General features: G+C 42.2%; 24 protein-coding genes. 7 read left to right on the top strand and 17 right to left on the bottom strand.

The features are described 5' to 3' along the window. Nucleotides 1–36 precede the first annotated feature (36 nt). The 3 genes from F8R90_RS06445 to murC all read right to left on the bottom strand — a co-directional run bounded on the left by F8R90_RS06445 (nt 37) and on the right by murC (nt 3,164). The gene (locus F8R90_RS06445; protein WP_069070420.1) at nt 37–384 is read right to left on the bottom strand and encodes a YbaB/EbfC family nucleoid-associated protein; all 348 of its coding nucleotides are present in this window, start codon (nt 382–384) and stop codon (nt 37–39) included. Nucleotides 385–577: 193 nt separating this feature from the next. After that, a complete protein-coding gene (gene murB, locus F8R90_RS06440; RefSeq protein ID WP_196510061.1) occupies nt 578–1,576 on the bottom strand; it encodes a UDP-N-acetylmuramate dehydrogenase in 999 nt (332 codons plus the stop codon). A 124-nt stretch (nt 1,577–1,700) separates the two neighbouring features. Beyond that, nucleotides 1,701–3,164 (bottom strand): UDP-N-acetylmuramate--L-alanine ligase, encoded by a 1,464-nt coding sequence (gene murC / locus F8R90_RS06435; RefSeq protein WP_190893795.1) that lies wholly within the window; start codon nt 3,162–3,164, stop codon nt 1,701–1,703. A gap of 403 nt (nt 3,165–3,567) precedes the next feature. On the opposite strand from murC, the gene nadD reads away from it, so the two are divergent. Together nadD and F8R90_RS06425 are read left to right on the top strand one after the other, a co-directional pair. Further along, nucleotides 3,568–4,194 (top strand): nicotinate (nicotinamide) nucleotide adenylyltransferase, encoded by a 627-nt coding sequence (gene nadD, locus F8R90_RS06430; protein WP_196510060.1) that lies wholly within the window; start codon nt 3,568–3,570, stop codon nt 4,192–4,194. 116 nt (nt 4,195–4,310) lie between these two features. Next, the gene (locus tag F8R90_RS06425; RefSeq protein ID WP_190893793.1) at nt 4,311–5,324 is read left to right on the top strand and encodes a type I glyceraldehyde-3-phosphate dehydrogenase; all 1,014 of its coding nucleotides are present in this window, start codon (nt 4,311–4,313) and stop codon (nt 5,322–5,324) included. 87 nt (nt 5,325–5,411) lie between these two features. On the opposite strand, the gene thiL is transcribed toward F8R90_RS06425, so the two are convergent. Then, nucleotides 5,412–6,434 (bottom strand): thiamine-phosphate kinase, encoded by a 1,023-nt coding sequence (gene thiL, locus F8R90_RS06420; RefSeq protein WP_196510059.1) that lies wholly within the window; start codon nt 6,432–6,434, stop codon nt 5,412–5,414. Between the two features lie 89 nt (nt 6,435–6,523). Between thiL and F8R90_RS06415 the strand changes: the two genes are divergently transcribed. Beyond that, the gene (locus F8R90_RS06415; protein WP_196510058.1) at nt 6,524–7,111 is read left to right on the top strand and encodes a Uma2 family endonuclease; all 588 of its coding nucleotides are present in this window, start codon (nt 6,524–6,526) and stop codon (nt 7,109–7,111) included. 45 nt (nt 7,112–7,156) lie between these two features. Here the strand turns inward: F8R90_RS06415 and F8R90_RS06410 are convergent, their stop codons facing one another. Further along, nucleotides 7,157–8,263: a peptidylprolyl isomerase gene (locus F8R90_RS06410; RefSeq protein WP_196510057.1), complete on the bottom strand. Its 1,107-nt coding sequence runs from the start codon at nt 8,261–8,263 to the stop codon at nt 7,157–7,159. 204 nt (nt 8,264–8,467) lie between these two features. Here F8R90_RS06410 and efp point away from each other — a divergent pair, with 204 nt between their 5' ends. The 3 genes from efp to F8R90_RS06395 all read left to right on the top strand — a co-directional run bounded on the left by efp (nt 8,468) and on the right by F8R90_RS06395 (nt 10,115). Further along, nucleotides 8,468–9,025, top strand: coding sequence for an elongation factor P (gene efp, locus F8R90_RS06405; protein WP_114083704.1), 558 nt, complete (start codon nt 8,468–8,470; stop codon nt 9,023–9,025). 108 nt (nt 9,026–9,133) lie between these two features. After that, nucleotides 9,134–9,691: an acetyl-CoA carboxylase biotin carboxyl carrier protein gene (gene accB, locus F8R90_RS06400; protein WP_190893789.1), complete on the top strand. Its 558-nt coding sequence runs from the start codon at nt 9,134–9,136 to the stop codon at nt 9,689–9,691. 76 nt (nt 9,692–9,767) lie between these two features. Next, complete coding sequence (locus F8R90_RS06395) at nt 9,768–10,115, top strand: ArsR/SmtB family transcription factor (RefSeq protein ID WP_190893788.1); 348 nt, start codon at nt 9,768–9,770, stop codon at nt 10,113–10,115. Between the two features lie 78 nt (nt 10,116–10,193). On the opposite strand, the gene F8R90_RS06390 is transcribed toward F8R90_RS06395, so the two are convergent. Together F8R90_RS06390 and F8R90_RS06385 are read right to left on the bottom strand one after the other, a co-directional pair. Then, entirely contained in the window at nt 10,194–10,805 is a 612-nt protein-coding gene (locus F8R90_RS06390) for a GerMN domain-containing protein (protein WP_196510056.1), read from the bottom strand. 297 nt (nt 10,806–11,102) lie between these two features. Continuing rightward, nucleotides 11,103–12,917, bottom strand: a complete 1,815-nt coding sequence (locus tag F8R90_RS06385; protein ID WP_196510055.1) for a proline--tRNA ligase — start codon at nt 12,915–12,917, stop codon at nt 11,103–11,105. 150 nt (nt 12,918–13,067) lie between these two features. Here F8R90_RS06385 and F8R90_RS06380 point away from each other — a divergent pair, with 150 nt between their 5' ends. Continuing rightward, a complete protein-coding gene (locus F8R90_RS06380; RefSeq protein ID WP_196510054.1) occupies nt 13,068–14,450 on the top strand; it encodes a 1-acyl-sn-glycerol-3-phosphate acyltransferase in 1,383 nt (460 codons plus the stop codon). 49 nt (nt 14,451–14,499) lie between these two features. Here F8R90_RS06380 and F8R90_RS06375 read toward each other — a convergent pair whose 3' ends face one another. The 10 genes from F8R90_RS06375 to F8R90_RS06330 all read right to left on the bottom strand — a co-directional run bounded on the left by F8R90_RS06375 (nt 14,500) and on the right by F8R90_RS06330 (nt 21,715). Further along, nucleotides 14,500–15,081: a Uma2 family endonuclease gene (locus tag F8R90_RS06375; protein WP_196510053.1), complete on the bottom strand. Its 582-nt coding sequence runs from the start codon at nt 15,079–15,081 to the stop codon at nt 14,500–14,502. A gap of 51 nt (nt 15,082–15,132) precedes the next feature. Further along, nucleotides 15,133–16,296 (bottom strand): PD-(D/E)XK nuclease family protein, encoded by a 1,164-nt coding sequence (locus tag F8R90_RS06370; RefSeq protein WP_230966151.1) that lies wholly within the window; start codon nt 16,294–16,296, stop codon nt 15,133–15,135. Between the two features lie 248 nt (nt 16,297–16,544). Beyond that, complete coding sequence (locus F8R90_RS06365) at nt 16,545–17,090, bottom strand: (2Fe-2S) ferredoxin domain-containing protein (protein ID WP_196510051.1); 546 nt, start codon at nt 17,088–17,090, stop codon at nt 16,545–16,547. Nucleotides 17,091–17,206: 116 nt separating this feature from the next. After that, nucleotides 17,207–17,410, bottom strand: coding sequence for a putative nitrogen fixation protein NifT (gene nifT, locus F8R90_RS06360; protein ID WP_114083693.1), 204 nt, complete (start codon nt 17,408–17,410; stop codon nt 17,207–17,209). Continuing rightward, nucleotides 17,385–17,672, bottom strand: coding sequence for a nitrogen fixation protein NifZ (locus F8R90_RS06355; RefSeq protein WP_012407236.1), 288 nt, complete (start codon nt 17,670–17,672; stop codon nt 17,385–17,387). The genes nifT and F8R90_RS06355 overlap by 26 nt, the downstream gene beginning before the upstream one ends. Continuing rightward, a complete protein-coding gene (gene nifV / locus F8R90_RS06350) occupies nt 17,659–18,792 on the bottom strand; it encodes a homocitrate synthase (RefSeq protein WP_196510050.1) in 1,134 nt (377 codons plus the stop codon). Before nifV ends, F8R90_RS06355 begins: the two co-directional genes overlap by 14 nt. A 371-nt stretch (nt 18,793–19,163) precedes the next feature. Beyond that, entirely contained in the window at nt 19,164–19,361 is a 198-nt protein-coding gene (locus F8R90_RS06345; RefSeq protein WP_190732974.1) for a DUF2949 domain-containing protein, read from the bottom strand. 306 nt (nt 19,362–19,667) lie between these two features. Then, nucleotides 19,668–19,937 (bottom strand): Asr1405/Asl0597 family protein, encoded by a 270-nt coding sequence (locus F8R90_RS06340; RefSeq protein WP_196510049.1) that lies wholly within the window; start codon nt 19,935–19,937, stop codon nt 19,668–19,670. A gap of 60 nt (nt 19,938–19,997) precedes the next feature. Next, nucleotides 19,998–20,747: a serine O-acetyltransferase gene (gene cysE, locus F8R90_RS06335; protein ID WP_196510048.1), complete on the bottom strand. Its 750-nt coding sequence runs from the start codon at nt 20,745–20,747 to the stop codon at nt 19,998–20,000. A 596-nt stretch (nt 20,748–21,343) separates the two neighbouring features. Beyond that, nucleotides 21,344–21,715, bottom strand: a complete 372-nt coding sequence (locus tag F8R90_RS06330; RefSeq protein WP_196510047.1) for a zinc ribbon domain-containing protein — start codon at nt 21,713–21,715, stop codon at nt 21,344–21,346. Nucleotides 21,716–21,907: the final 192 nt, after the last annotated feature.

Raw genomic sequence — 21,907 nt, 5'->3', positions numbered from 1 at the left:
TCATTTGTCATTTGACCAATGACCAATGACTCTTGACTAAAATCCAGGAAGTTCCAGTCCACTGGTCAATTCTTCCATACGTTCGCGCATTGTTGCTGTGGACTTGTTATAGGCTTCTTTCATTGCCACTGTCACGAGATCAGAAAGTACTTCCGCACCTTCCCCCAGAGCATCTGGAGAAATTTCTACCCGCTTGGGTTCTTGGTTACCACTGACAATTACCTTCACCAGACCACCGCCAGATTCTCCTAGAATCTCCATTTGCTCCAATTCTTCTTGGAGTCTCTTTGCGCCTTCTTGAACTTGCTGTGCTTTCTTAAAAGCTTCGGCCAGTTCCTTCATTTTTCCTAAGCCAAAGCCGAATCCCTGTCCTTTTCCTGTCATAATTATTTGTACGCTTGTGCGTTGAATAACAAATCAAATTCAATTATAGATGCGGTAAGTAATTTGCCTCTTTTTTTACCAATAATTAATGCATTCTTGAATACGGAATAGGGAATAAGGAGTAGGGAGTAGGGAATAAGGTATAAAGTTTCTTCCCCAATTCCCCATTTCCTCATTCCCTGAATTAAAAGTTTCAACAAGCACCTTGAAACTCTCCGAGCATTTTGACTTCTGGCTCTAAATTAATAGACCAACGTTCTTGTACTTGATGTTGGATGTGGCGAATGAGACAGAAGATATCACTAGCTTTTGCCCCACCACGGTTAACGATAAAATTAGCATGGAGCAGTGCTACTTGTGCTCCACCAATTTGGTAACCTTTCAGACCAGTTTGTTCAATTAACCAGCCAGCACTGTAAGGTTTGGGATTGCGGAATACACTGCCACAACTTGGGAAATTGTATGGTTGGGTGCTCAACCGATGCTTTTTGTGTTCTTTGGTGATTGCCACAACTTTTGCTGGGTCTGCACCTGGCGCAAGTTGTAAGGTGGCTTGGGTAACTATGCGATCGCCACCTTGCAATAATGAAGTCCGGTAACTATAACCTAACTGTTCAGGGGTAAGAGTTTCCAGTGTACCATCGGGTGAAAGTACCTGGGCGCTAACTAACATATCTGCAATACAGCTATTATGTGCCCCTGCATTCATCACCACGGCACCTCCGGCTGTTCCAGGGATACCAACAGCCCACTCCAATCCTTGCCACCCTAATTCTGCTGCTGCCCATGCCAAGCTAGGAATTGATTCTCCAGCAGCAACGGTTAATTGACCTGTATTTGGGTCAAAGTTGCTGAAGCGGAGATGACGAGTAGCAATGACTAAACCTGATATACCGCCATCGCTCACTAGCAAGTTAGAACCTGCTCCCAGTGTTGTCACCTTTAAATCACGTTCTTTCGCGTATTTAAGACTTGCTTGCAGTGCTTCTAAGTTTCGGGGGGCAACGTACAAATCAGCTGCTCCCCCAACTCTATAGGAAGTGAACGCTGACAAGGAAGCCTGGGACTTAATTGCACAATCAGTACTGGGTAAGTAAATTACTTCACTGTCCACCGAATTAGCCGTTTGGTGTTTCTTTGTATTCAAAGCAGAAACTGTGCAGACGTTTCCAGCTGCCTGGGAAATGGTCATTTTTACTTTGTTTAGGTAAAATTTTTACATTTATTTACCGAAAAGATACGGTAATAGAGTTAACCTATGGAACCTTTGTTAGACGAGCGCTTTGCTCAGAAATAAAACCTCGCAAAGCTTCTACTTAAGATGTGGCTTTAGCAGGCTCACAAAGTGCCGTAATTATTTCAGGAATTACCTGATTCAAGTTCCCAGCCCCTAAAAACAGCGCCAAGTCTCCTGGGCGTAGTGTTTGCAGCAAGAACTCACACACTGAGGGTAAAGTTGGTTGATAAACTACCTGCGAATGCTGTTTAGCAATTTCCGCCGCCAGATCTTCACCACTAATTTGCCCTAAATTGGGTTCACCAGCACTGTAAATATCAGTCAGCACAACCAAATCAGCATGGGTAAACGACTCGGCAAATTCTTCTAAAAAGGTCAGTGTACGGCTATAGCGATGGGGTTGGAAGATGGCAACAACTCTTTGCCCTGGTCTTGCTTGTAAACGTGCTGCGGCGAGAGTAGCCCGAATCTCGCTGGGATGATGAGCATAGTCATCTATGAAGGTAATACCATCGACTTCACCCCGGAACTCAAAGCGGCGTCTTGCTCCTTCAAAGGTGGCGATACCTTTGGCAATTTCTCCAAATTCTAAACCCAAGGCGCGACCAACAGCCACTGCTGCTAGAGCATTGCTGAGATTGTGCCGACTTAGCAGGCGCAACTTCAACACGCCCAAAGCTTTGCCTCTTTCCCAAACTAGAGCCGTAGTGCCATCAGCACGATAATCGATATTAGTAACGGTGTAGTCAGCGTCGGTATCTGAGTGTAAGCTGTAGCTGATTGTGGGTTTCAAGCGATCGCGCACTGTAGCACAGTCAATGCTACCTATTAACGTTTTACAACCCTTAGCAAATGTCTGGAAGATATCAATGACTTCTTCTAATGTATCGTAATGGTCAGGATGATCGAGTTCAATATTGGTGATGATGCCAATCTCTGGAGCGTGTTTTACCAAGGAACCATCAGATTCATCTGCTTCGGCTACCAAATATTGGCTTTGTCCCAATCGAGCATTACCTTCCCAAGCATTGACTTCGCCACCTACTAAAATAGTTGGGTCTAGACCTGCTTCCAGAAGCATATAGCCAATCATGCTACTGGTTGTAGTTTTGCCGTGTGTTCCTGCCACTGCAATACTGTGATAATCGGCAATTAAAGCTGCTAGTACATCTGAACGATGTAGAATTGGGCAACCTAATTCCAAGGCTGCTTTGTATTCTAAATTATTCGTGTTAATTGCTGTTGAACAAATGACTTGAGGCAGTTTTGAGTTAGTAACAGTAGATAATTCTTCTTGTGAATTTAATACTACTGCATTCGCCAATACCTGAGGGCGAAAGAATTCGAGATTGCTTGCCTCTTGTCTACCAAAAATATGAGCACCGATAGATTCCAACTTGTGCGTAATGTGGTTAGGACGAAGATCCGAACCTGATACTGGAAATTGACGCTTGGCGAGAACGTATGCCAGAGCAGACATACCTATACCACCGATGCCAATGAAATGAAATGGTCTACCACTAAAATCTACAGAATTACTCATTTATTGCTCCTCTTACACCACACCACACCATAATCACAAATGACACGCGTATCATAACAGGAATTTGATTTTTACCGTAACTGCTCCTATATCATGTTCATGTTTAATGCCCAAAAGATGTTTCTGCTCTGGTTTTCCTTGTTCAGAATGATTTTACCTTGGTTAGAGGTTTTTGCTATTTCTGAACTGTTGTTAAGATTATTCTGAAAATTTTTGCAACATCGGGAAAGAAATTCTTGTAATGTCAAATACATATTTTTGGCTACCTTACTGGAATTGGCTACATAATACATTGTTTAGTGAAACTGATTTTAAATTGCATCAAGTATAGGCATGAATTGACTACAATAGTACATTGGTAATGAAACTATTTTTCAATTGCATAAAACCCACGCACAACTGGATGCAGCAACTAGCAATTTTTGGTGGCACATTTGATCCAATTCATTTGGGACACCTGCTTGTAGCCGAGACAGCAATGCAAGAAGTATCTCTTGAAAAGGTAATTTGGGTGCCATCCCTAAATCTTCCTCACAAAGAAGCAACTTTGTTTGAGCATCGTGTGGGAATGCTGCAATTAGCCATAAAAGATAACCCAGGGTTTACTGTCTCACTAGTGGAGGCAAATCGCTCTGGGACTTCCTATGGCATTAACACCCTGATAGACTTATCTGCTTCTTACCCAAATACTCACTGGTACTGGATTGTGGGCTTGGATACTTTCCAAACCCTACCCCGTTGGTACCGTGGACACGAACTAGCACAAATGTGTGATTGGTTAATCGCACCCCGACTGCTAGGTGGTGAGACTATAACTCAAAGCAAATTAATCTGCAAGCAAGTGGAGCAACAACTTAAGGAGCAGTCACATACCATTCACTGGCAACTCTTGAATATACCTTTAGTAGGAGTTTCGTCAAGTCTAATTCGCAAATTTTGCCGTGAAGGCCAGTCAATTCGTTATTTAGTCCCGGAATCGGTTAGATCATATATCACTAACAACAATCTCTACTCCCACAAATCTGAATAAATTATGTGTTTTTTTATTGATCTAACACTTTATGGTTAAAAGTGCCCCCCCCCTTTGCGATATGATTGGGGTCAACGATATCAACATATAAGCATAAATACAGAGGGCAAGACACTGTGATTAGAGTTGCAATCAACGGTTTCGGGCGGATTGGACGTAACTTTGCGCGTTGCTGGGTGGGTAGAGAGAACAGTCAAATCGATCTTGTCGCTATTAATGACACTTCAGACCCTAGAACCAATGCTCACCTGCTCAAGTATGACTCAATGCTAGGGAAGATCAAGGGTGCTGAGATTAGTGCCGATGATAACTCTATCATCGTTAACGGTAAGACCATTAAGTGCGTATCCGATCGCAACCCAGAAAACTTGCCCTGGAAAGATTGGGGAATTGACCTAATTATCGAAGCAACCGGGGTATTTACTAGCAAAGAAGGAGCACTCAAGCACGTAAATGCTGGAGCCAAGAAAGTTCTGATTACCGCTCCTGGTAAAAACGAGGATGGTACTTTTGTGGTTGGTGTGAATCATCACGACTATGACCACAACAAACACCACATTATCAGTAACGCTAGCTGTACTACCAACTGCTTGGCACCAATCGCCAAGGTGTTGAATGATAAGTTCGGCATCATCAAAGGCACGATGACCACCACCCATAGCTATACAGGTGACCAGCGTTTGCTAGACGCTTCTCACCGGGATTTGCGACGGGCGAGGGCAGCAGCGATAAACATTGTACCCACCTCTACTGGTGCAGCAAAAGCAGTGGCGCTGGTTATCCCAGACCTCAGAGGCAAGCTAAATGGCGTTGCCTTACGCGTACCAACCCCGAACGTCTCAATGGTAGATTTCGTAGTTCAGGTTGAGAAGCGTACTATTACTGAAGAAGTTAACCAAGCTCTCAAAGATGCTGCCGAAGGCCCACTTAAAGGCATTTTGGACTATAGCGAACTAGAATTGGTATCTTCCGATTATCAAGGTAGTGATGCTTCTTCGATTGTCGATTCCAGTTTGACTTTGGTTATGGGTAATGACTTAGTAAAAGTTATGGCGTGGTATGACAATGAGTGGGGTTACAGCCAACGAGTCTTGGATTTAGCAGAATTAGTAGCTGCAAAGTGGGTTTAATTAAAAAGTTAGGAGTGAGGAGTGAAGAATTAGGAATAAGGAGTCAACACTGAGGAATTAAAACTCATAACTCCTAACTTCTAACTCCTAACTCTTGAAGTGTTGAAATCCCTGGCTAAGACTTAGAACTTGGTCAGGGAATTTTTTATGTTCGTCGTGCAATAGTACTGTTGATCCGGGTGTAATCTTGCCTACGATCGCAGCACCTTGACCAAGATGTTGTACTAAGGCTAACGCTGACTCTTGTGGCAAGCACAACACTAATTCAAAGTCTTCGCCACCATACAGAGCATATTGCAACGCTTGCTCTTGTGTCAGCCAATTGTCAAAAGCTGCTGGCAAGGAAATTTGTCTGCGTTCTAAGACAGCGCCAACACAACTGGCGCGGCAAATTTGGATAATCGCATCTGCCAATCCATCGCTGCTATCCATACCAGCAACGGGGAATTGGGAGTTAGGAGTTAAGATTTTCCAGAGGATTGGCAAAACATCTAATCGTGGTTGTGGGCGCTGGTGTGTGCGGATTAGAGCCGTCTTTTCTTTATCTTTGAGGCTTAGTTGTAATTCGGGATGCAAGAGCAGTTCTAAGCCAGCATGGGAGGCTCCATGAACGCCTGTAACGACGATTGCATCTCCTACAACAGCAGCAGAACGGCGGATAATTTGGTTAGGGTTAACTTGACCAAAAGCAGTAATTGCCAGAGTAGTTACAGGCGATCGCACAACGTCACCCCCGACAATTGAGGTATTGTATTTTTGCAGGCATTCTGTCATTCCTTGGTACAATCGCTCAACCCAACTTACTCTAACTTCACCGGGGAGTCCCAACCCAACGGTAATTCCCAATGGGGAAGCGCCCATTGCTGCTAAATCTGATAAATTGGCAGCAGCAGCTCGCCAACCAGCATCTTCTGGGGAAGTGGTGACATTGCTAAAATGTACGCCGTCAATCAGCACATCTGTAGTCACCACCAAAGATTGCTTTGGTGCTGTCACAATTACAGCTGCATCATCGCCGATAATTTCTGGAGGACAAAAGCGCTGTAATCTTTCTAAAAGACCTTGTTCACCAATGTCTTTTACTTGTTGAGAAGATAACTCACTGTTCACAATCGGTTTTCCGTGTTGCAAAATTACTAAGAAAACTGATGATTTACTCTACTGTTTAAGATAAGGGTATCGTTTAGGAGACAGTTGGGATGGTCAGTACACCAGTAACCAGCATCACCTTTGAAGAGTACTTAACCTATGATGATGGCAATGATTTCAATTATGAATTGGTGGATGGCAAGCTGGAGCTAATGAACCCGCCTACTATTGAACATTTCTTGATTGCCAAATTTCTTGAGCAATTACTAGATGCAGAAATCAAACGTTGTAGCTCACCTTTGCTGAGTTTTCGGGAAAGTGGGGTGAGGACTGGTAGAAATAAATCTAGGTTGACTGATTTGTGTGTAGTTACAGTGGAACAGGCCAGAGAATTGTTAAATGCCTCAGCAGTATTTGAGTCACCTCCGTTACTAATTGTGGAGGTAGTCAGTCTAGAGTCGGTGAAACGGGACTATCGGTATAAGCGATCTGAATATGCGGCGTTAGAGGTTCCTGAATATTGGGTTGTAGACCCACTTGAAACGAAAATTTCGATTTTATTATTGGAAGATGGATTTTACGAAGAAACAGTTTTTACAGATAGCCAGCAAATTGTATCACGGACTTTTCCAGAATTAGCGGTTGCAGTTGATCAAGTGTTCACCGCCGGGAATCTGAGTCAGGAGAGACGCGATTAATCGCGTCTGTTAGGAGTTAATAATTATTCTCCCCCTGCTCTCTTCTTATGCTGCTTGCGGCTCAATCAGATTTTCTATTCCCTGAACGACTGTTGCCGATTCTATTTTGTCACCCGCCTTCAGTTTATCTAAAACTTCTCTGCCTTCGGTGAGATAGCCAAAAACGGCATAACGACCATCCAATAAGTTGCGTCCGGCGGGAGTGAGTTCTGGTTCAAAGAGGAAGAAGAAGAATTGCGATGAACCTCCATTCACTTCACTTTCGGGACGAGCCATCACCACTGCTCCAAAAGCAGAGAAAGGCAAAACTGGCATATCGATGTAACGACCAGCTTCTTCTAGTGTAATGCCGTATGTCGGTGCTTTATCACCCTGAACTAAGACTTCTAAAGGAATAGCGCGATATTTACCCGTTTTTGGATCAATAAAACCCACGTCTTTGCCGACAGGATCTCCAGTTTGCAGAAAGTAAGATTCTTCAGAACGGGTAAATTCTAAGCCATTATAAAAACCCCGCTGCACCAAATCTACAAAATTACCAGCAGTGACAGGGGCACTATAACCATCTACTACGAGGGTCAAATCGCCTTTGTTGGTTTTGATTTCTACAGTGGCACGACCTTTAAGTTGTGGCAGGTTGCTGTACTCAGTAGGCACTTCAAAAGGAAATTCTTTCACCATTGACTCTTCTAACTGAGTTACGAGATTCAGAAGTTTGCCTCTCTCTTGCAGAATTTGTTCTTTATCTTTGCTGTTTGCCAATTCTTCCAATTTACCCACCCCAGATTTCAACTCATTAATCCAAGCTTCGGCTTGGGGTTGGCGTTCTGCGGGAACGCTTGTTAAGATTTGGGAAGGTTTATCGAGAATGCGGGATGCTTTGCTGATGTCTTTGGAAATAGCACCCCAGCGCCGATTTGCCCGAAGTTGGGCAGAGATGTCCTCTAAACTGGCTTGTAGTTGCCGCACAGGTTTGTTATCTATCGGGAGTGCATACCGCAACAAAGCTTTGCCATCGGTAATTGCATTGCCGGCTGGCAGTGCGGCGCTACTGGAGGGAGTCCACCCAGCTGTAGTTATGCCTAAAAATATTGTTACCAGCAGTATTGCCATTAGGCTGTTCTTCAGCCAGGATTTTAATAAGTTAAGCATGGGATAACTCAAATGCAGCATTAAATTGTTGACTGGACGTAACCCATAAATAATCTTCCCACGTTAGGTGATGAGTGGAGCAGAGGTCTAGTCCAGGTGAACAAATGACAAATGACAAATGACAACTAACTAATGACAAATGCCCAATGACGACCCTAGAAGGGTACAATAAATGCCGATTGTCTTCCAAAATTTGAAAGTTTCATGATCTCCAGTAACGACTTTCGACCCGGTGTTTCCATTGTATTAGATGGGTCTGTATGGCGAGTGCTCGAATTCTTGCACGTCAAGCCAGGCAAAGGTTCCGCCTTTGTACGAACTAAGTTAAAAAATGTCCAGAGTGGGAGCGTGATGGAAAAAACGTTCCGAGCAGGGGAAACAGTGCCGCAAGCCACGCTAGAAAAAAGCACGATGCAGCATACCTATAAAGAGGGCGATGAGTTCGTCTTTATGGATATGGAAACCTACGAAGAAGGCAGATTGACCCGCGCACAAATTGGCGATCGCGTCAAATACCTGAAGGAAGGTATGGAAGCTGAAGTTATTAAGTGGGGCGACCAAGTGCTGGGAGTAGAATTGCCTAAGTCTGTGGTTCTGGAAATTGTACAAACAGATCCAGGTTTAAAAGGTGACACTGCCACAGGTGGCTCAAAACCAGCAACTCTGGAAACTGGTGCAATTGTGATGGTTCCTTTGTTTATTTCCCAAGGAGAACGCATCAAAGTTGATACTCAGGAAGATAAGTATATCAGCAGGGAATAACTTTCATCTCTATGGAGATGCAAGTCCCGATTGAAATCCCTACATAGGGATTAAATCCCTGCCACACTTAAGATGCTAATTTACAGATAGGTCGAGGTAATAAAAACTGTGCCATTGGACTTTAATGAAATTCGCCAACTACTGGCAACTATCGCACAAACAGATATTGCAGAAGTCACGCTCAAAAGCGATGATTTTGAACTAACAGTCCGTAAGGCTGTGAGCGTCAGCAATCAGATGTTGTCGGTAGGTCAAGCGACCTTCGGCGGTGTGGTAGGTTCTGGCTTGACATCGGGTTCATCTGGGGGAAACCAGGTGAACGCGAGTCAGGTAACGGAGGTATCCACATCTCGGGTGTTTGAGAATACTGGAACTAGCACACAATTACAGTTGTCAGTAAATGCCCCCTTAACTATTGACCAGAGATTATTAGAAGTGCCTTCCCCAATGGTGGGAACATTTTATCGCGCTCCTGCACCGGGGGAAGCGGCATTTGTGGAAGTGGGCGATCGCGTCCGCAAGGGTCAAACAGTCTGTATTATTGAGGCCATGAAGCTGATGAATGAAATCGAAGCCGAAGTCTCTGGACAGGTGATGGAAATTCTCCTCCAAAATGGTGACCCAGTAGAATATGGTCAACCTTTGATGCGAATTAACCCTGATTAAGTATTAATCTATATATCAAATGAGTCATCCCAAATGAGTCATCGTTAAAATTTTCAGTCCTTGTGGGTCAATCCTGATGAAACAAACGTTGCCTTTACCACCAGAAGTGGTGCAACAAGTAGCTGAATACTTCAGCCTGTTAAGTGAGCCAATGCGCCTGCGGCTGCTACACTTATTACGGGATGAAGAGAAATGCGTGCAAGAGTTGGTAGAGGCAACACAGACTTCTCAGGCAAATGTATCGAAACACCTGAAGGTAATGTGGCAAGCGGGTATTCTTAGCCGCCGCAGTGAAGGAACTTGCGCCTATTACCGGGTGGAAGATCAAATGATTTTTGATTTATGTAATCGGGTTTGCGATCGCCTCGCCACAAGGTTAGAAGAACAAGCCCGTAATTTTCGTGTTTTAAATAGCAAACGGTAATTGTAAGAGAGTTATGAGTTATGAGTTATGAGTTATGAGTGAAAACTCCTCACTCCTAACTTGTAACTCCTAACTTTTTTAAAGCGGATAGTTTTTCTGAAAGCTTTCACGAGTTAGCGGTTGTTGTAACTCTACACCTTCACCGCCTAAAACATCTAACGGTTTGCCGTTCACATCAATGTACACTTTGGCTTTGGGATTTAAAGTTGTCGCAGTATAAACAACTTGTCCCACGCGGCCCATCATTGAGGTGCTACCACCACCGCTGGTAAAATCTTCGGATAAATTAACGTGAACTTCGTCATTTTCTGTCTTCAGTCCCAATAGCTTGGTTCCTTTGGGGATGGTTGTTGAATCTGTTCCTTCTGTTGGGCCTGCTAACAAACTTTGAAAAGCTGATTCTAAAGGCTGATTGGGTCTTATAGAAGCTACTTTCAGACGCTGGGGAACCAAAACAACACTTTTATCTTTTGGTCTTAGCCAATAAACGTTAGGGGTTTGCTCATTACTTGGCTGCCTAGTTGATGGCTGTGCTGGTTGAACGATTCGCCCAGAGGGGTTTGACGGTGTGGGAGTATTGCTGGATTGTGAAGTAAACCAAGCCACACCGCCACCCACCGCTACAACCGCCGCTGAGACGGCTGCAATTACGCCTGAAGAAATACGATTAGATCCTTGTTGGTCTTTCATGTTCAAAACCTTCCTGACTAGGGCTGATATGGTAGTTATGTGAGGAGCAGCCTGGTTAAGGACGATACTTATAACTGAAGAGTTTCCCACTACCTGGAGGAGACTTTATGCCTTTCAATTCTGCAAGTCCCTAATTCAATTTTAGGATTTCTATTTCTAATCCGTCACCTACCAAATTATGTAAATCTCATTCTTTTTGGAGATGATTGAAGATTAAATTTACAACGCAGAGGAACGCTGAGTAAAACGCAGAGGAACGCAAAGTAAAGTATTGAGTCCTCTGCGTAGGTTAAGCGTTTAATTTTTTACCTGACTGGCGGCAGTAATCCACTGTTTGAGTGTAGTTGTCACTTCTTCAATGACAATTTCTTGAGATTTGCGGGTCGCTCTTTCCACAACTTCGACTTTGCCATTAGCGATCGCCCGCCCGGTTACAATTCTGTAAGGGATGCCAATTAAGTCAGCATCTTTAAATTTCACTCCAGCTCGTTCATCGCGGTCATCGAGTAGGGTTTCAATTCCCGCTTGATTGAGTTCTGTGTAAAGTTTTTGGGCGATTTCGATTTGTTGAGCATCTTTAATGTTGGGAATTGTGACGATCGCGTGATAAGGTGCGATCGCAACTGGCCAAATAATCCCATCTTTATCGTAAGATTGCTCTACGGCAGCTTGGGCTAGTCGTGATACACCTACGCCAAAACAACCCATAAATAGTGGCTTTTCTTCACCCTGTTCATTGGTATAAGTTGCTCCCATCGCTTGGGAATATTTAGTGCCTAATTGGAAGATGTGACCTGCTTCAATTCCACGGGCGCTTTGTAAGGTTTGTTCTGGGTTATGGATGGCGCGATCGCCTGGTCTTGCCTTTCGTATATCTACTACACCGCTTGGTAGTGGAAATTGCTCACCCCAATTAGCACCAACTACGTGATAATCAGTTTCATTCGCGCCTGTAACAAAGTTTTTTAAATCAACCCCTGTTTGATCCACCAAGCGCAAAAACTTGGGATTGATCTGTTTGTTGGCGGTAATATACTCATCTGCGATGTCTGGCGCAATGTAGCCTAAAGGGAGAGATTTAGCTGTCCATGCTTGTTGGGCTTCTACATTTGGTACATTCAAACTAATAATAGTTTTAGCCCCATATTCAGAAGCTAATTTGGTCAATTCATTTTGCAATTTGACTTCATTAACTTCCTGATCGCCTCGGATGCTCACCAGAACTAACACCGTTATACCATTATCATAAACGGTTTGATAAAGGACGTTTTTCACCAATTGAGTGGGAGAACAGTTGAGGAGTTGACACACCTTTTCAATCGTTTCTGTTCCAGGTGTATCGCGTTTCTCGTAGGTTGTAAACCGTGAGGTTTCGGCATCAATTGGTAAAGAAACAGCCTTTTCTACGTTAGCGGCGTATTTACCATCCTCAGTGTAGAGAACTTCATCTTCACCAGCTTCCGCTAGTACCATAAATTCTGTGGAACCAGAACCACCAATTGCACCAGAATCAGCCTCTACTGCCCGAAAAGCTAAACCAGAACGTCGCAGCATATTGCTATACGCTTTATACATATCCTGGTAAGTTTCTTTGAGACTGGCTTCATCGGTATGGAAAGAGTAGCCGTCCTTCATGATAAATTCTCGTCCGCGCATCAAACCAAAGCGGGGACGAATTTCATCGCGGAATTTGGTTTGAATTTGGTAGAGATGCAGGGGTAGTTGGCGATAAGAGCGAATCATATCACGAGCGATCGCTGTGATTACTTCTTCATGAGTTGGGCCTAATCCTAATTGTTGCTCACGGCGGTCAATTAGGGAAAACATGATCCCCTCGGCTTTGGTGTAAGTGTCCCAGCGTCCCGATTCCTTCCATAAATCAGCCGGTTGTAATTGTGGCAAAAGACATTCTTGTGCGCCTGTAGCGTTCATTTCTTCCCGCACAATCTGGGAAACTTTTTGCAGTACTCGCCACATCAAAGGCAAATAAGCATAGATACCACTACCGATGCGACGAATGTAACCTGCACGGAGTAATAATTTATGACTAGGAATCTCAGCATCAGCTGGATCATCCCGGAGTGTAACGAATAACATTTGTGAAAGTCGCATCGTTTATAGCCTTTCCAGAATCACTAATTTCTATGTCAACTAAAGTATGAAGTATTAAGGATGAAGTACAAAGTACACAGCGTTATTTCTTTTTCATTTTTACTTATAGCCTTCCGCCTTTTTTGATCGCAACTTTAGGAGAAAACTACCTTGGCAGATGTAATTTATCAAGCACAGGCACCCTTAGAATTTATTCCTCCGGCGTTTAACCCCTTATTTCTACGATTCGTCCATCTGTTGCTACCCAGTTGGATAAACTGGCAAACATCTATTACCCAAATTGAAGCAGACAACGTAGAGGTTCTGGTGGATCTCTATCGCCAGTTTCAGGAGGGTAAGATCCGTTTTATGCTGGCATTTCGCCATCCGAAAACAGACGATCCGTTTTGTTTGGCCTATTTGTTGTCTCAACTTGTACCAAAGGTAGCGCGATCGCAAGGTACAACACTACAACATCCCATTCACGCTCATTTTATCTACGATCGCGGCATTCCTCTATGGGCAGGTTCCCATGTTGGCTGGATTGCTTCTCATTTAGGTGGTACTCCGATTCAGCGAGGTAAGGCTGACTGGACGGGGTTACGTTCGGCGCGTGACTTGTTCGCCAATGGGAAATTCCCGATGGCTGCTGCGCCAGAGGGTGCAACTAATGGTTTATCGGAGAATATTAGCCCCTTAGAACCCGGTATTGCCCAATTAGGGTTCTGGTGTGCTGAAGATTTGCACAAAGCTGAACGCCCCGAACAGGTTCTAATTGTACCAGTTGGGATTAAATATAGTTACGTTGATGCTCCTTGGGGTGTGATCGCTAATCTTTTAAGTGAATTGGAAGCGGCTAGTGGTTTACCTGTGAATCCATCAGAACATGCTTCTATAGAGTCGCTTTATCCCCGGTTATTAACCTTGGCAGAACATTTACTTTCGTTGATGGAAAAATTTTACACGCGATTTTATCATCTAAAGCTAGCAGATGCCAAAACAGCAGTAGAAGGAATTGAAGATAGAAATGAAGCATTAGCAGTTCGTTTACAAGCTTTGTTAAATGCTGCACTACAAATATCAGAACAGTATTTTAATTTGCAGTCAAAAGGTAGTTTAAGTGACCGTTGCCGGAGGGTAGAACAAGCGGGGTGGAATTATATATTTAGAGAAGAATTTAAGGATGTAAAAGGGGTATCTGCTGTTGAAAGAGCTTTAGGCGATCGCGTTGCAGAAGAAGCGAATGCCCGGATGTGGCACATGCGGTTAGTAGAAAGTTTTGTGGCAGTTTCTGGTAATTATATTCGGGAAAATCCAACGGTAGAAAGGTTTGCTGAGACAACTTTAATTTTATGGCAAATGATTGCTAAAATAAAAGGCGATAAACGTTTACAGCGTCCGCAATTGGGTAAGCAAAAAGTAAAAATTACTGTGGGTGAACCTATATCTATTTCTGAGCGTTACCCGGCGTATAAGGAAAATCGTTTGGGTGCTAGACAAGCTGTTGCTGATGTGACAAATGATTTGCAACACGCATTGGAAGGATTGATTTAAATTGGTGTCCAGCGTAGACGCACAGTGACTTGTCATTAGACATAGCCTTTTATACATTAACTGGAAACACCTTAGATAAATCCAGAACTAAATCAGAAAAATATGGCAAATTAACTGACTCATTAGGCAGAAAAATTAACTTACGACGATAACCAAATTTACCTTGCAAATCTTTATAAGGTTCACTGTAAGATTCTAGATAGTTATCTAGTAAATTAAATATCCAATAGTCGGGAATACCAGCTTCTGCATAAACAGATAATTTTACATCTTGGTGATATTTCAAAGTGGAATTAGAAATTTCAATTACCAATAATACATCAGAGGGGCTAGGATGAGCTTCTAAATAGTCATCAGGACGATTTCGCACAATGACTAGATCGGGTTCTGGTTCGCTGTCATCAGGTATAATAATTGGTTCTTGTCCTCGAAGAACCGCCTCTTCTAGAACCAGCTTGAACAACTCCCGATATAAGCGGGTGCTGCAAACAGAGTGCGGTGTACCTTTTGCTGCCATCTGGATTATTTCACCCTTAATTAGCTCAACTCGGTCATTCTCCTCAAAGAAGCCGAGTTCAGCTAGACGGTGATATTCAGCTATAGTAAAGCGTTTAGCAGTGGTAAGGCTCATAACAACTATGAGAATGCAGAGTTATTTTTATCTTAATATAACTGTAGGTGATTAAAGTGATGCGATAGAAGATAATGAAGTGTCTGGGTATTCTTCTTTATCACCTTCTGTAGTTGCTTCTATACTTACACCCTTCCAAGGAAAATCAAAATATTGTTCCTGAACCGTTTTTAATTCCTTTATTGACTCTTGGAAAAATAATTTAATAGCAGATAACTGGTCTTTTTCAGATAAAAACTCTTGTAAGCTTTTGCGATAAAATATACCTGACCATGCTGGTAAAACTTTTAAATTACTAGGAATCCATAGATTTGGTTTATCGTTAATTATTTTTTGCATAGATTCAATAATTTTTGGGCGTTGTCCAAACCTATGAGAAACCTGCAAAAATATACCTAAATATGGATAATCAGTTAAATTACTTGGATTTAAATCGAAGTATCCAACACCACACCAGAAGTCCCATTTTAAGGGAGAAAGGTGGGTGTAGATAATATATCTCTCGTCCCATTTCCATTGAGTCCTACTTGCTGCACCGTTGATAACACCTCCAAAAGCTAGCTTGAATTCCTGCTGTACTTCTTCACTGAGAGTTGATTCCATGAGATTGAGAGTTTTGTTGTAATTCACCATTGTCAATAAATCAACCGATGAAAATTGATTAGTGGTAGACATTCCATTTCTCCTCATAAAACTTAATATTTCTTGTGCTAAGATATCAGCCCCGTGTTGTTGTAAACTGGCATAAAATTGATGCCACCTCAATTGATAAAAACTTACTTTTGGCTCTAAATTAAATGCTGGAGTTTTAATTTCTTTTTTTGGATCATAATCACGAGTAATGTAGACTAAAATTCGATGTCTAACATTTGGTAAATTACTCAAAATTTCAGCATATTTTTCTAACACATTTTTATCATCACGAGAACCAACTTTTGATTCAATAAATATTACATCTGTATTTAAACCATCTGATAGTTCAACTACAATATCCAATCTACTATCTTCAGTATGCCTTTCAAGTTTTTTGTGTTCTTGTTGAGTTGAAATCTTGATGCTGGAATAATTATCATCATTAATAATTGAGTGATGTTTTAGCCAACCAAGTAGAATATCATTATTCAGGGACAGAAAATAAGCAACAATCTCAGTAAAAAAATCTTCAAGCGGCTTGCTTGCTGAATGTAGGTTCAGTAAGTTGCTAAACAAGGACATTGATTTTTAGCTATTTAAGGTATTTGCAGAAAATGTATATACAATAACTATAGTTTTAGTCCAGCTTGAACAAGACTACTGGAACTTTTTATAAGTTCTGTTTGTATTCGGTATTACTAATGTTGCAGCAGTTATAAGTTAGCCGATCGCAGTTTGACAAGGGTGCTATACTATACCAACAAAAACAGGGGTAAAATTTTTACCCCTACAAAGTTGTGTATTATTTTAAGAATAGCTAGAGAAGCTTATTACTCTGAAGTTAAGTGACTTTCTAGCAAAGTTGCGATCGCATCAGGATGAATATTCTTGTATTTCTTTTTCCCAAGGTGTAAAACACAGTTGGGGGCGCTGCCACAGCATTTTTGACAACCAGTATGTTCAATAGTAACTTTGTCTAGTAAACCGCGATCGCACAAAGTTTTTTCTAAATCTGATAATAACCCTTTACCACCACGTTTCAGGCAACCAGACTTTTGACATACCATAATCCTCGCTTTGATTTGAGGCGGTAATTCTTGATTTGGACACGCATCAATTGGTGTCACTCGATAGGCTTTAATTTTTATTTTACTTGTACGCGAGTCTAGCTTACTATGACCACAAACGCGAATTTTCTGGCCAGGAACTAAGGATGAACTTAGTAAACGGCGCAATTCTTTAGGCAGTTTAATTTCTACATTTCCAGATGGAACTGCTAATTGCAAGTATTTATATTTTCCTGGTTCACCACCAACAAAACCTAGTAACTGTCCCTCAAGATTCAATTCTGATAACGTCAAATACTTGTTACCCATGATTGATAAAAAGTTAGGAGTAGGGAGTGAGGAGTTAAAAGTGAGGAGTTAGGAGTGAGGAATTAGGAGTTAAAGCTTATAACTCATAACTCATAACTCTTAACTCCTAACTGTTTTTAAGCGAGGCGTTTAGCTTCTACTGTTTGGGGTAAATTTGCTGTGTCTGGCAAATCACGAAATTCCAATTCCCAACCATTTGCTAGGGTAAGAATCTTGCCATCATTTCCATCGGTTTGTTTGACTACTTCTTCTTCAAGGTCTTTTTTAGCAACGTAAACTACTAAAGTACCGGCATCATTCATGCGTAGCATTACTTTCATGAGATTCCTCAACAGATTCTAGTTCTTTTTTCTTACAGCCGACGACGAATCCTGTTTCCAAGAAATGCACAGCATAGATATAGGAAGTCTGCAAATATGTTCCTATACTGGCTATGTAGCCGATATCTCCTTTGTTCACTAAAACTTGCCCGACTTCTTTACCAGGAAAGGTACCATCGTTTTTGAGCAGTTTCCGAACTCTGACTTTTTCACCAATTTCAAAAGCAGGTGGCAAGTTTAGTTCTAATTCATCGCGTTGCATGAGAGTACCTCTGTTCTCTGACCAAATTCAATAGTTCTTCTGTCGTCAGGCTGCGTTTTTTCTGTACCGATTGATGGCGCACTGCGTCTAAAACAGATTGGGTTTCTTGGGAGTTCAAGAAAATTCCATGCTGTTCTAGCAAGTTTGAAACCAAATGCCGTCCAGAATGTTTGCCTAATACTAAACGCCGTTCCCAACCCACCTCTTCGGGAGCAAATGGTTCATAGGTAATAGGGTTTTGTAGTACCCCGTGAGCATGGATGCCAGATTCGTGAGCAAAGGTATTTTCGCCAACGATCGCTTTCCAAGGTGGTACGCTAGCTCCTGATGCGGCTGCAACTAGTTGAGACAGTTCCAGCAAACTGGGAGTGTCGATGCCTAAATCAACGCCGTAGATGCGTTTGATCGCCATGACAACTTCTTCTAAAGCTGCATTTCCCGCCCTTTCACCTAATCCGTTGACTGTGGTATTCACTGATAAGGCTCCGGCTTTGATACCCGCAAGAGCGTTGGCAGTTGCCAGACCAAAATCATTGTGGGTGTGGATTTCTAGGGGAATCATCAAAGCTGAAACCAGCCGTTTAACCTTGGTATAGGTGGTGAAAGGGTCGAGAACTCCTACGGTGTCGCAGAAGCGGAACCGGGATGCACCCCATTCTTGAGCATAAAGCGCTACATCTAAGAGGAAGTTTTCATCGGCTCTGGAAGAATCTTCTCCGCCGACTGCTACCCAAAGACCTTGATCGACAGCGAAGCTGATACAGTCTTTGAGTTTTTGCAAACTTACTCGCCATTGACCGTGGAATTTGGCGGCTATTTGGATACCAGAAACGGGAATGGCAATATGCACCCGGTTCAGACCGCAAGCGATAGAAGCCTTAATATCTGAGATGACAGCACGGTTCCAGCCCAGGAGTTTTGCTTGTAAACCTAAATCAGAAATTGCTGCGATCGCACGGGTTTCTTCTTCACCCATTGCCGGTATACCAACTTCTAATTCGGGAATACCAATGGCATCGAGAAATTTAGCGATCGCTACTTTTTCTTCTAGGTTAAAAGCAACACCTGCTGCTTGTTCACCATCACGTAATGTAGTGTCATTAATTATGATTTGATTCATTGCAAATATCCCTCTCTTGGAAGTATTCTTAATATCCTTTCTCTCTACAATTCCCCGCGATGGTAAATGCTAAAAATATCACAATTCATAATGTAGGATACATGATCCTTAATTATTGACCTATTAGCAGCATCACATCTGTATGGCAGGGAACTAAAACCATGTATAATTTACTAATCGTTTTTACCGATGTCAGGTGAAATTTGTTCGAGTAGCAATGAACTAATATAACTATTAGCGAACCCTGAACAAAGTAAAACACAGAATCCAGCAATTAATGATGTAATCATCTTAGTAACCTCAAATTTTCTAGAGCATTGGTGTGTAATTTAGGCAGGTAATGGTACTTCAAGTTAAAGGGTTCAAATTAGCTAACTTTGTTCTGCTAGCCAATCAAAAATCTTTCCTAGCTGCTCCAAGTCAACTAAACCATACTGCCAGAGGAGCATCGGTAACGGGCCATTTTCTAATTCACGGTGTCGCAGAGCTACAGCAATATCGGCATTTGAAAGTTCAAGTTCGTTGTGCAAAAAAGTGAGGAGTTTTATATCTCTGTTACGAGTCGCCATAATTGATTGAACTTTCAATTTCTTAATTTGGGAAAAAATTAAAAATCAGAAATCCCCAGTCTGGTTTGGTAATTTCGCCTTTTTAATTGTTGCTATATGTCAGGGAAATTTCAGATTTAGTAGACTGGATAAAATCTAAAACTCGGTTAATCTCCCTCAGTCTGCAACAAATTCTGCTAGCTTACAGTAACTTCAACTTCTAAACCTATTCGAGCTTTGTGCATCTATGAACAAAAAGGATGAAGTGCAGTCATTGCGTCATGAATTCAAGATTAATCGTGTCTGAATTAGATATTTTTGAAAGACTCATGACTCATCACTGTAATCCCAGCAACGCTCTAACCACTCTAATAATTCATGACGAGAAGCAAGAAATTGCATAACAGTACTGCGAATTAAAATCGCTTCTACCAAATTGTTCACTTGCACTCGTAAAGAACCATCGGGGGGACAGGAACTCTGAATTTTTAACTCTTGCAATCGGTGATGGATTCGCCAGCGATCGCTCAAAGGAATCTGCAAAACTTGATCGCCTAAAGGATCGGAATTAAGTTGTGAGGCGTTTAATTTTCTCATTTTGGCAGTGGGGGGAGTGAGGTAGATGAGGAGGATAAGGGAGATGAGGGAGAATAATTACTAACTCTTAACTCCTAACTCTTGTCTTAAAGTTTGCAGTTGTTTTTCGAGTTGCTCAATGCGCGAGAGCAAAGAACGAATCACGGTTGCTTCCACATCGGGTAGCTTTCCATGTTCTAAAGGAGAAAGGCTGGCGTTTTGATTCCGAGAAATAATTCGACCGGGAACTCCCACAACTGTGCAATCGTTGGGGATATCGCGCAAGACAATGGAACCTGCGCCAATACGGACGCGATCGCCAATTTGCAGATTACCCAAAACTTTCGCACCCGCCCCAATCACTGCATTTTTACCCACTGTGGGATGACGCTTACCAGTTTCTTTACCAGTTCCGCCAAGGGTAACGCCCTGGTAAATCAGTGTGTAGTCGCCGACGATCGCAGTTTCGCCAATGACAACACCCATTCCGTGGTCGATAAACACACCCTGACCAATCTCTGCACCTGGGTGAATTTCAATTCCCGTCAAAAATCGTCCCAAGTGGGAAATAAACCGGGGGATAAAACCGACTCCTCGACCATGTAACCAGTGAGCAAGACGATGCAAACAGAGTGCGTGCAATCCTGGATAGCAAAACACCACCTCTAGCCAATTCCGTGCTGCTGGATCGCGCTCAAAAATAATGCGAAAATCACTCAATAATGGCTCAAAAAAAACGCCAGAGAGTAAATTTTTCAGCATGGATGTATGTGCAGAATCCTGCGTTTTAGTAGTTGGGGGATCGCTAATACTGTCTAAAGACTGTTGCATCGGTAATGTCTATCTGGTAGAAAGAGCCATGTGCTATTTTTATGCTTATATCAGGCGACTTCCAACTGGATATAAAACCCAATGCTGATTGGATTTATTGGATTTATTAAGGTTGTACTCAAACGCCGAAACCCCCACTCAAGATAAACTTAAAATTTCTCTTGGGGTAGGGGCGCTAGTGTTTAAGGATAGGGGTGCTAGTATTTTGGGGGCAGGGGTTAAGAATTTCTGTGCTCGCTACAAGAAACTTTACCTGTAAGCTTTTACTTAAGATTTCGTCAAGATATTTTGCAATATATTAAGCTGTACTCAGATGCACTCAAATATGAGTTTTATGGGGCTACAAATTGATTTTCTGTATATGCTACTACTATTAGTATCTTATTATTTGGTGAGGCGAAAGACAGGTTTCTTTATTTTCTTTTATGATTTCCTGTCTGTATGTATATATACGTTTCAAAATATAGCGATCGCTCATAGTGACTATTTTACTATTATATAGATGTATTGGAGTTGCGAGGACTGGGGCTGGGGGTTAGGTCTGTATTGGACTCATCCGATAAGCGCTATATTCCCCAATTCCCAGTCAACACAAATCAAGACCTTAATACAACAAACAATAAACAAACCAATAATAAACCTAATATCAACAGTAAACTCTGATTGCGTTTTACCCAAGTTTTCACAGTTACCGCAAAACTGTTAGTGTAACGCTGCTGTTGCAAATCTAACTTTGTCTCTTCAATATTTTGGTAGAGGGTACAGTCTTTGGCATAGGGACGCTGGGGAAAATTGCAAGTATCATCAGCGTGATAAGTGCAGGTGTCGCACAGATACCCGTCCCCAGTGGCGCGGTGCAATGGAATACCGGGATGACCGTAAGCTTTGAGTGTCGTCCGGCAATAGGGACAACTAATAGCTTGTCTATCAACGAGTTGATGGCAGTGGGGACAAGATACAGTAGCCAAAACTTTTAGCGCAAATAGGTAAACACTTTGATTCTATCCATTTATAAAGGTAATGGGGAAATACATACGTAGCCTGTTTCTTTTGAATATGGCTAGCTCTCAGAATATGATAATTATTTATATCTTTCTAAGTGATTTATATCACTCAATACAATTAAGGCTATGTGATAATCTAGCAAATATCAGGTTTTA

Origin of the sequence: Nostoc sp. NZL (genome assembly GCF_015714705.1) — a bacterium.
GTDB classification, from domain to species: Bacteria; Cyanobacteriota; Cyanobacteriia; order Cyanobacteriales; family Nostocaceae; genus Nostoc; species Nostoc foliaceum_A.
This window is presented reverse-complemented; position numbering and strand designations above follow the sequence as displayed.

What these genes read in the sequence shown, in the direction of transcription:
- F8R90_RS06445 (WP_069070420.1), bottom strand. Translation starts at nt 384, where the DNA reads ATGACAGGAAAAGGACAGGGATTCGGCTTTGGCTTAGGAAAAATGAAG.
- F8R90_RS06365 (WP_196510051.1), bottom strand. Translation starts at nt 17,090, where the DNA reads ATGGGTAACAAGTATTTGACGTTATCAGAATTGAATCTTGAGGGACAG.
- F8R90_RS06370 (WP_230966151.1), bottom strand. Translation starts at nt 16,296, where the DNA reads ATGTCCTTGTTTAGCAACTTACTGAACCTACATTCAGCAAGCAAGCCG.
- cysE (WP_196510048.1), bottom strand. Translation starts at nt 20,747, where the DNA reads ATGCAACAGTCTTTAGACAGTATTAGCGATCCCCCAACTACTAAAACG.
- F8R90_RS06375 (WP_196510053.1), bottom strand. Translation starts at nt 15,081, where the DNA reads ATGAGCCTTACCACTGCTAAACGCTTTACTATAGCTGAATATCACCGT.
- murB (WP_196510061.1), bottom strand. Translation starts at nt 1,576, where the DNA reads ATGACCATTTCCCAGGCAGCTGGAAACGTCTGCACAGTTTCTGCTTTG.
- F8R90_RS06390 (WP_196510056.1), bottom strand. Translation starts at nt 10,805, where the DNA reads ATGAAAGACCAACAAGGATCTAATCGTATTTCTTCAGGCGTAATTGCA.
- F8R90_RS06395 (WP_190893788.1), top strand. Translation starts at nt 9,768, where the DNA reads ATGAAACAAACGTTGCCTTTACCACCAGAAGTGGTGCAACAAGTAGCT.
- F8R90_RS06355 (WP_012407236.1), bottom strand. Translation starts at nt 17,672, where the DNA reads ATGCAACGCGATGAATTAGAACTAAACTTGCCACCTGCTTTTGAAATT.
- F8R90_RS06415 (WP_196510058.1), top strand. Translation starts at nt 6,524, where the DNA reads ATGGTCAGTACACCAGTAACCAGCATCACCTTTGAAGAGTACTTAACC.
- murC (WP_190893795.1), bottom strand. Translation starts at nt 3,164, where the DNA reads ATGAGTAATTCTGTAGATTTTAGTGGTAGACCATTTCATTTCATTGGC.
- F8R90_RS06385 (WP_196510055.1), bottom strand. Translation starts at nt 12,917, where the DNA reads ATGCGACTTTCACAAATGTTATTCGTTACACTCCGGGATGATCCAGCT.
- F8R90_RS06340 (WP_196510049.1), bottom strand. Translation starts at nt 19,937, where the DNA reads ATGAGAAAATTAAACGCCTCACAACTTAATTCCGATCCTTTAGGCGAT.
- nifT (WP_114083693.1), bottom strand. Translation starts at nt 17,410, where the DNA reads ATGAAAGTAATGCTACGCATGAATGATGCCGGTACTTTAGTAGTTTAC.
- F8R90_RS06345 (WP_190732974.1), bottom strand. Translation starts at nt 19,361, where the DNA reads ATGGCGACTCGTAACAGAGATATAAAACTCCTCACTTTTTTGCACAAC.
- nifV (WP_196510050.1), bottom strand. Translation starts at nt 18,792, where the DNA reads ATGAATCAAATCATAATTAATGACACTACATTACGTGATGGTGAACAA.
- nadD (WP_196510060.1), top strand. Translation starts at nt 3,568, where the DNA reads ATGCAGCAACTAGCAATTTTTGGTGGCACATTTGATCCAATTCATTTG.
- F8R90_RS06410 (WP_196510057.1), bottom strand. Translation starts at nt 8,263, where the DNA reads ATGCTTAACTTATTAAAATCCTGGCTGAAGAACAGCCTAATGGCAATA.
- efp (WP_114083704.1), top strand. Translation starts at nt 8,468, where the DNA reads ATGATCTCCAGTAACGACTTTCGACCCGGTGTTTCCATTGTATTAGAT.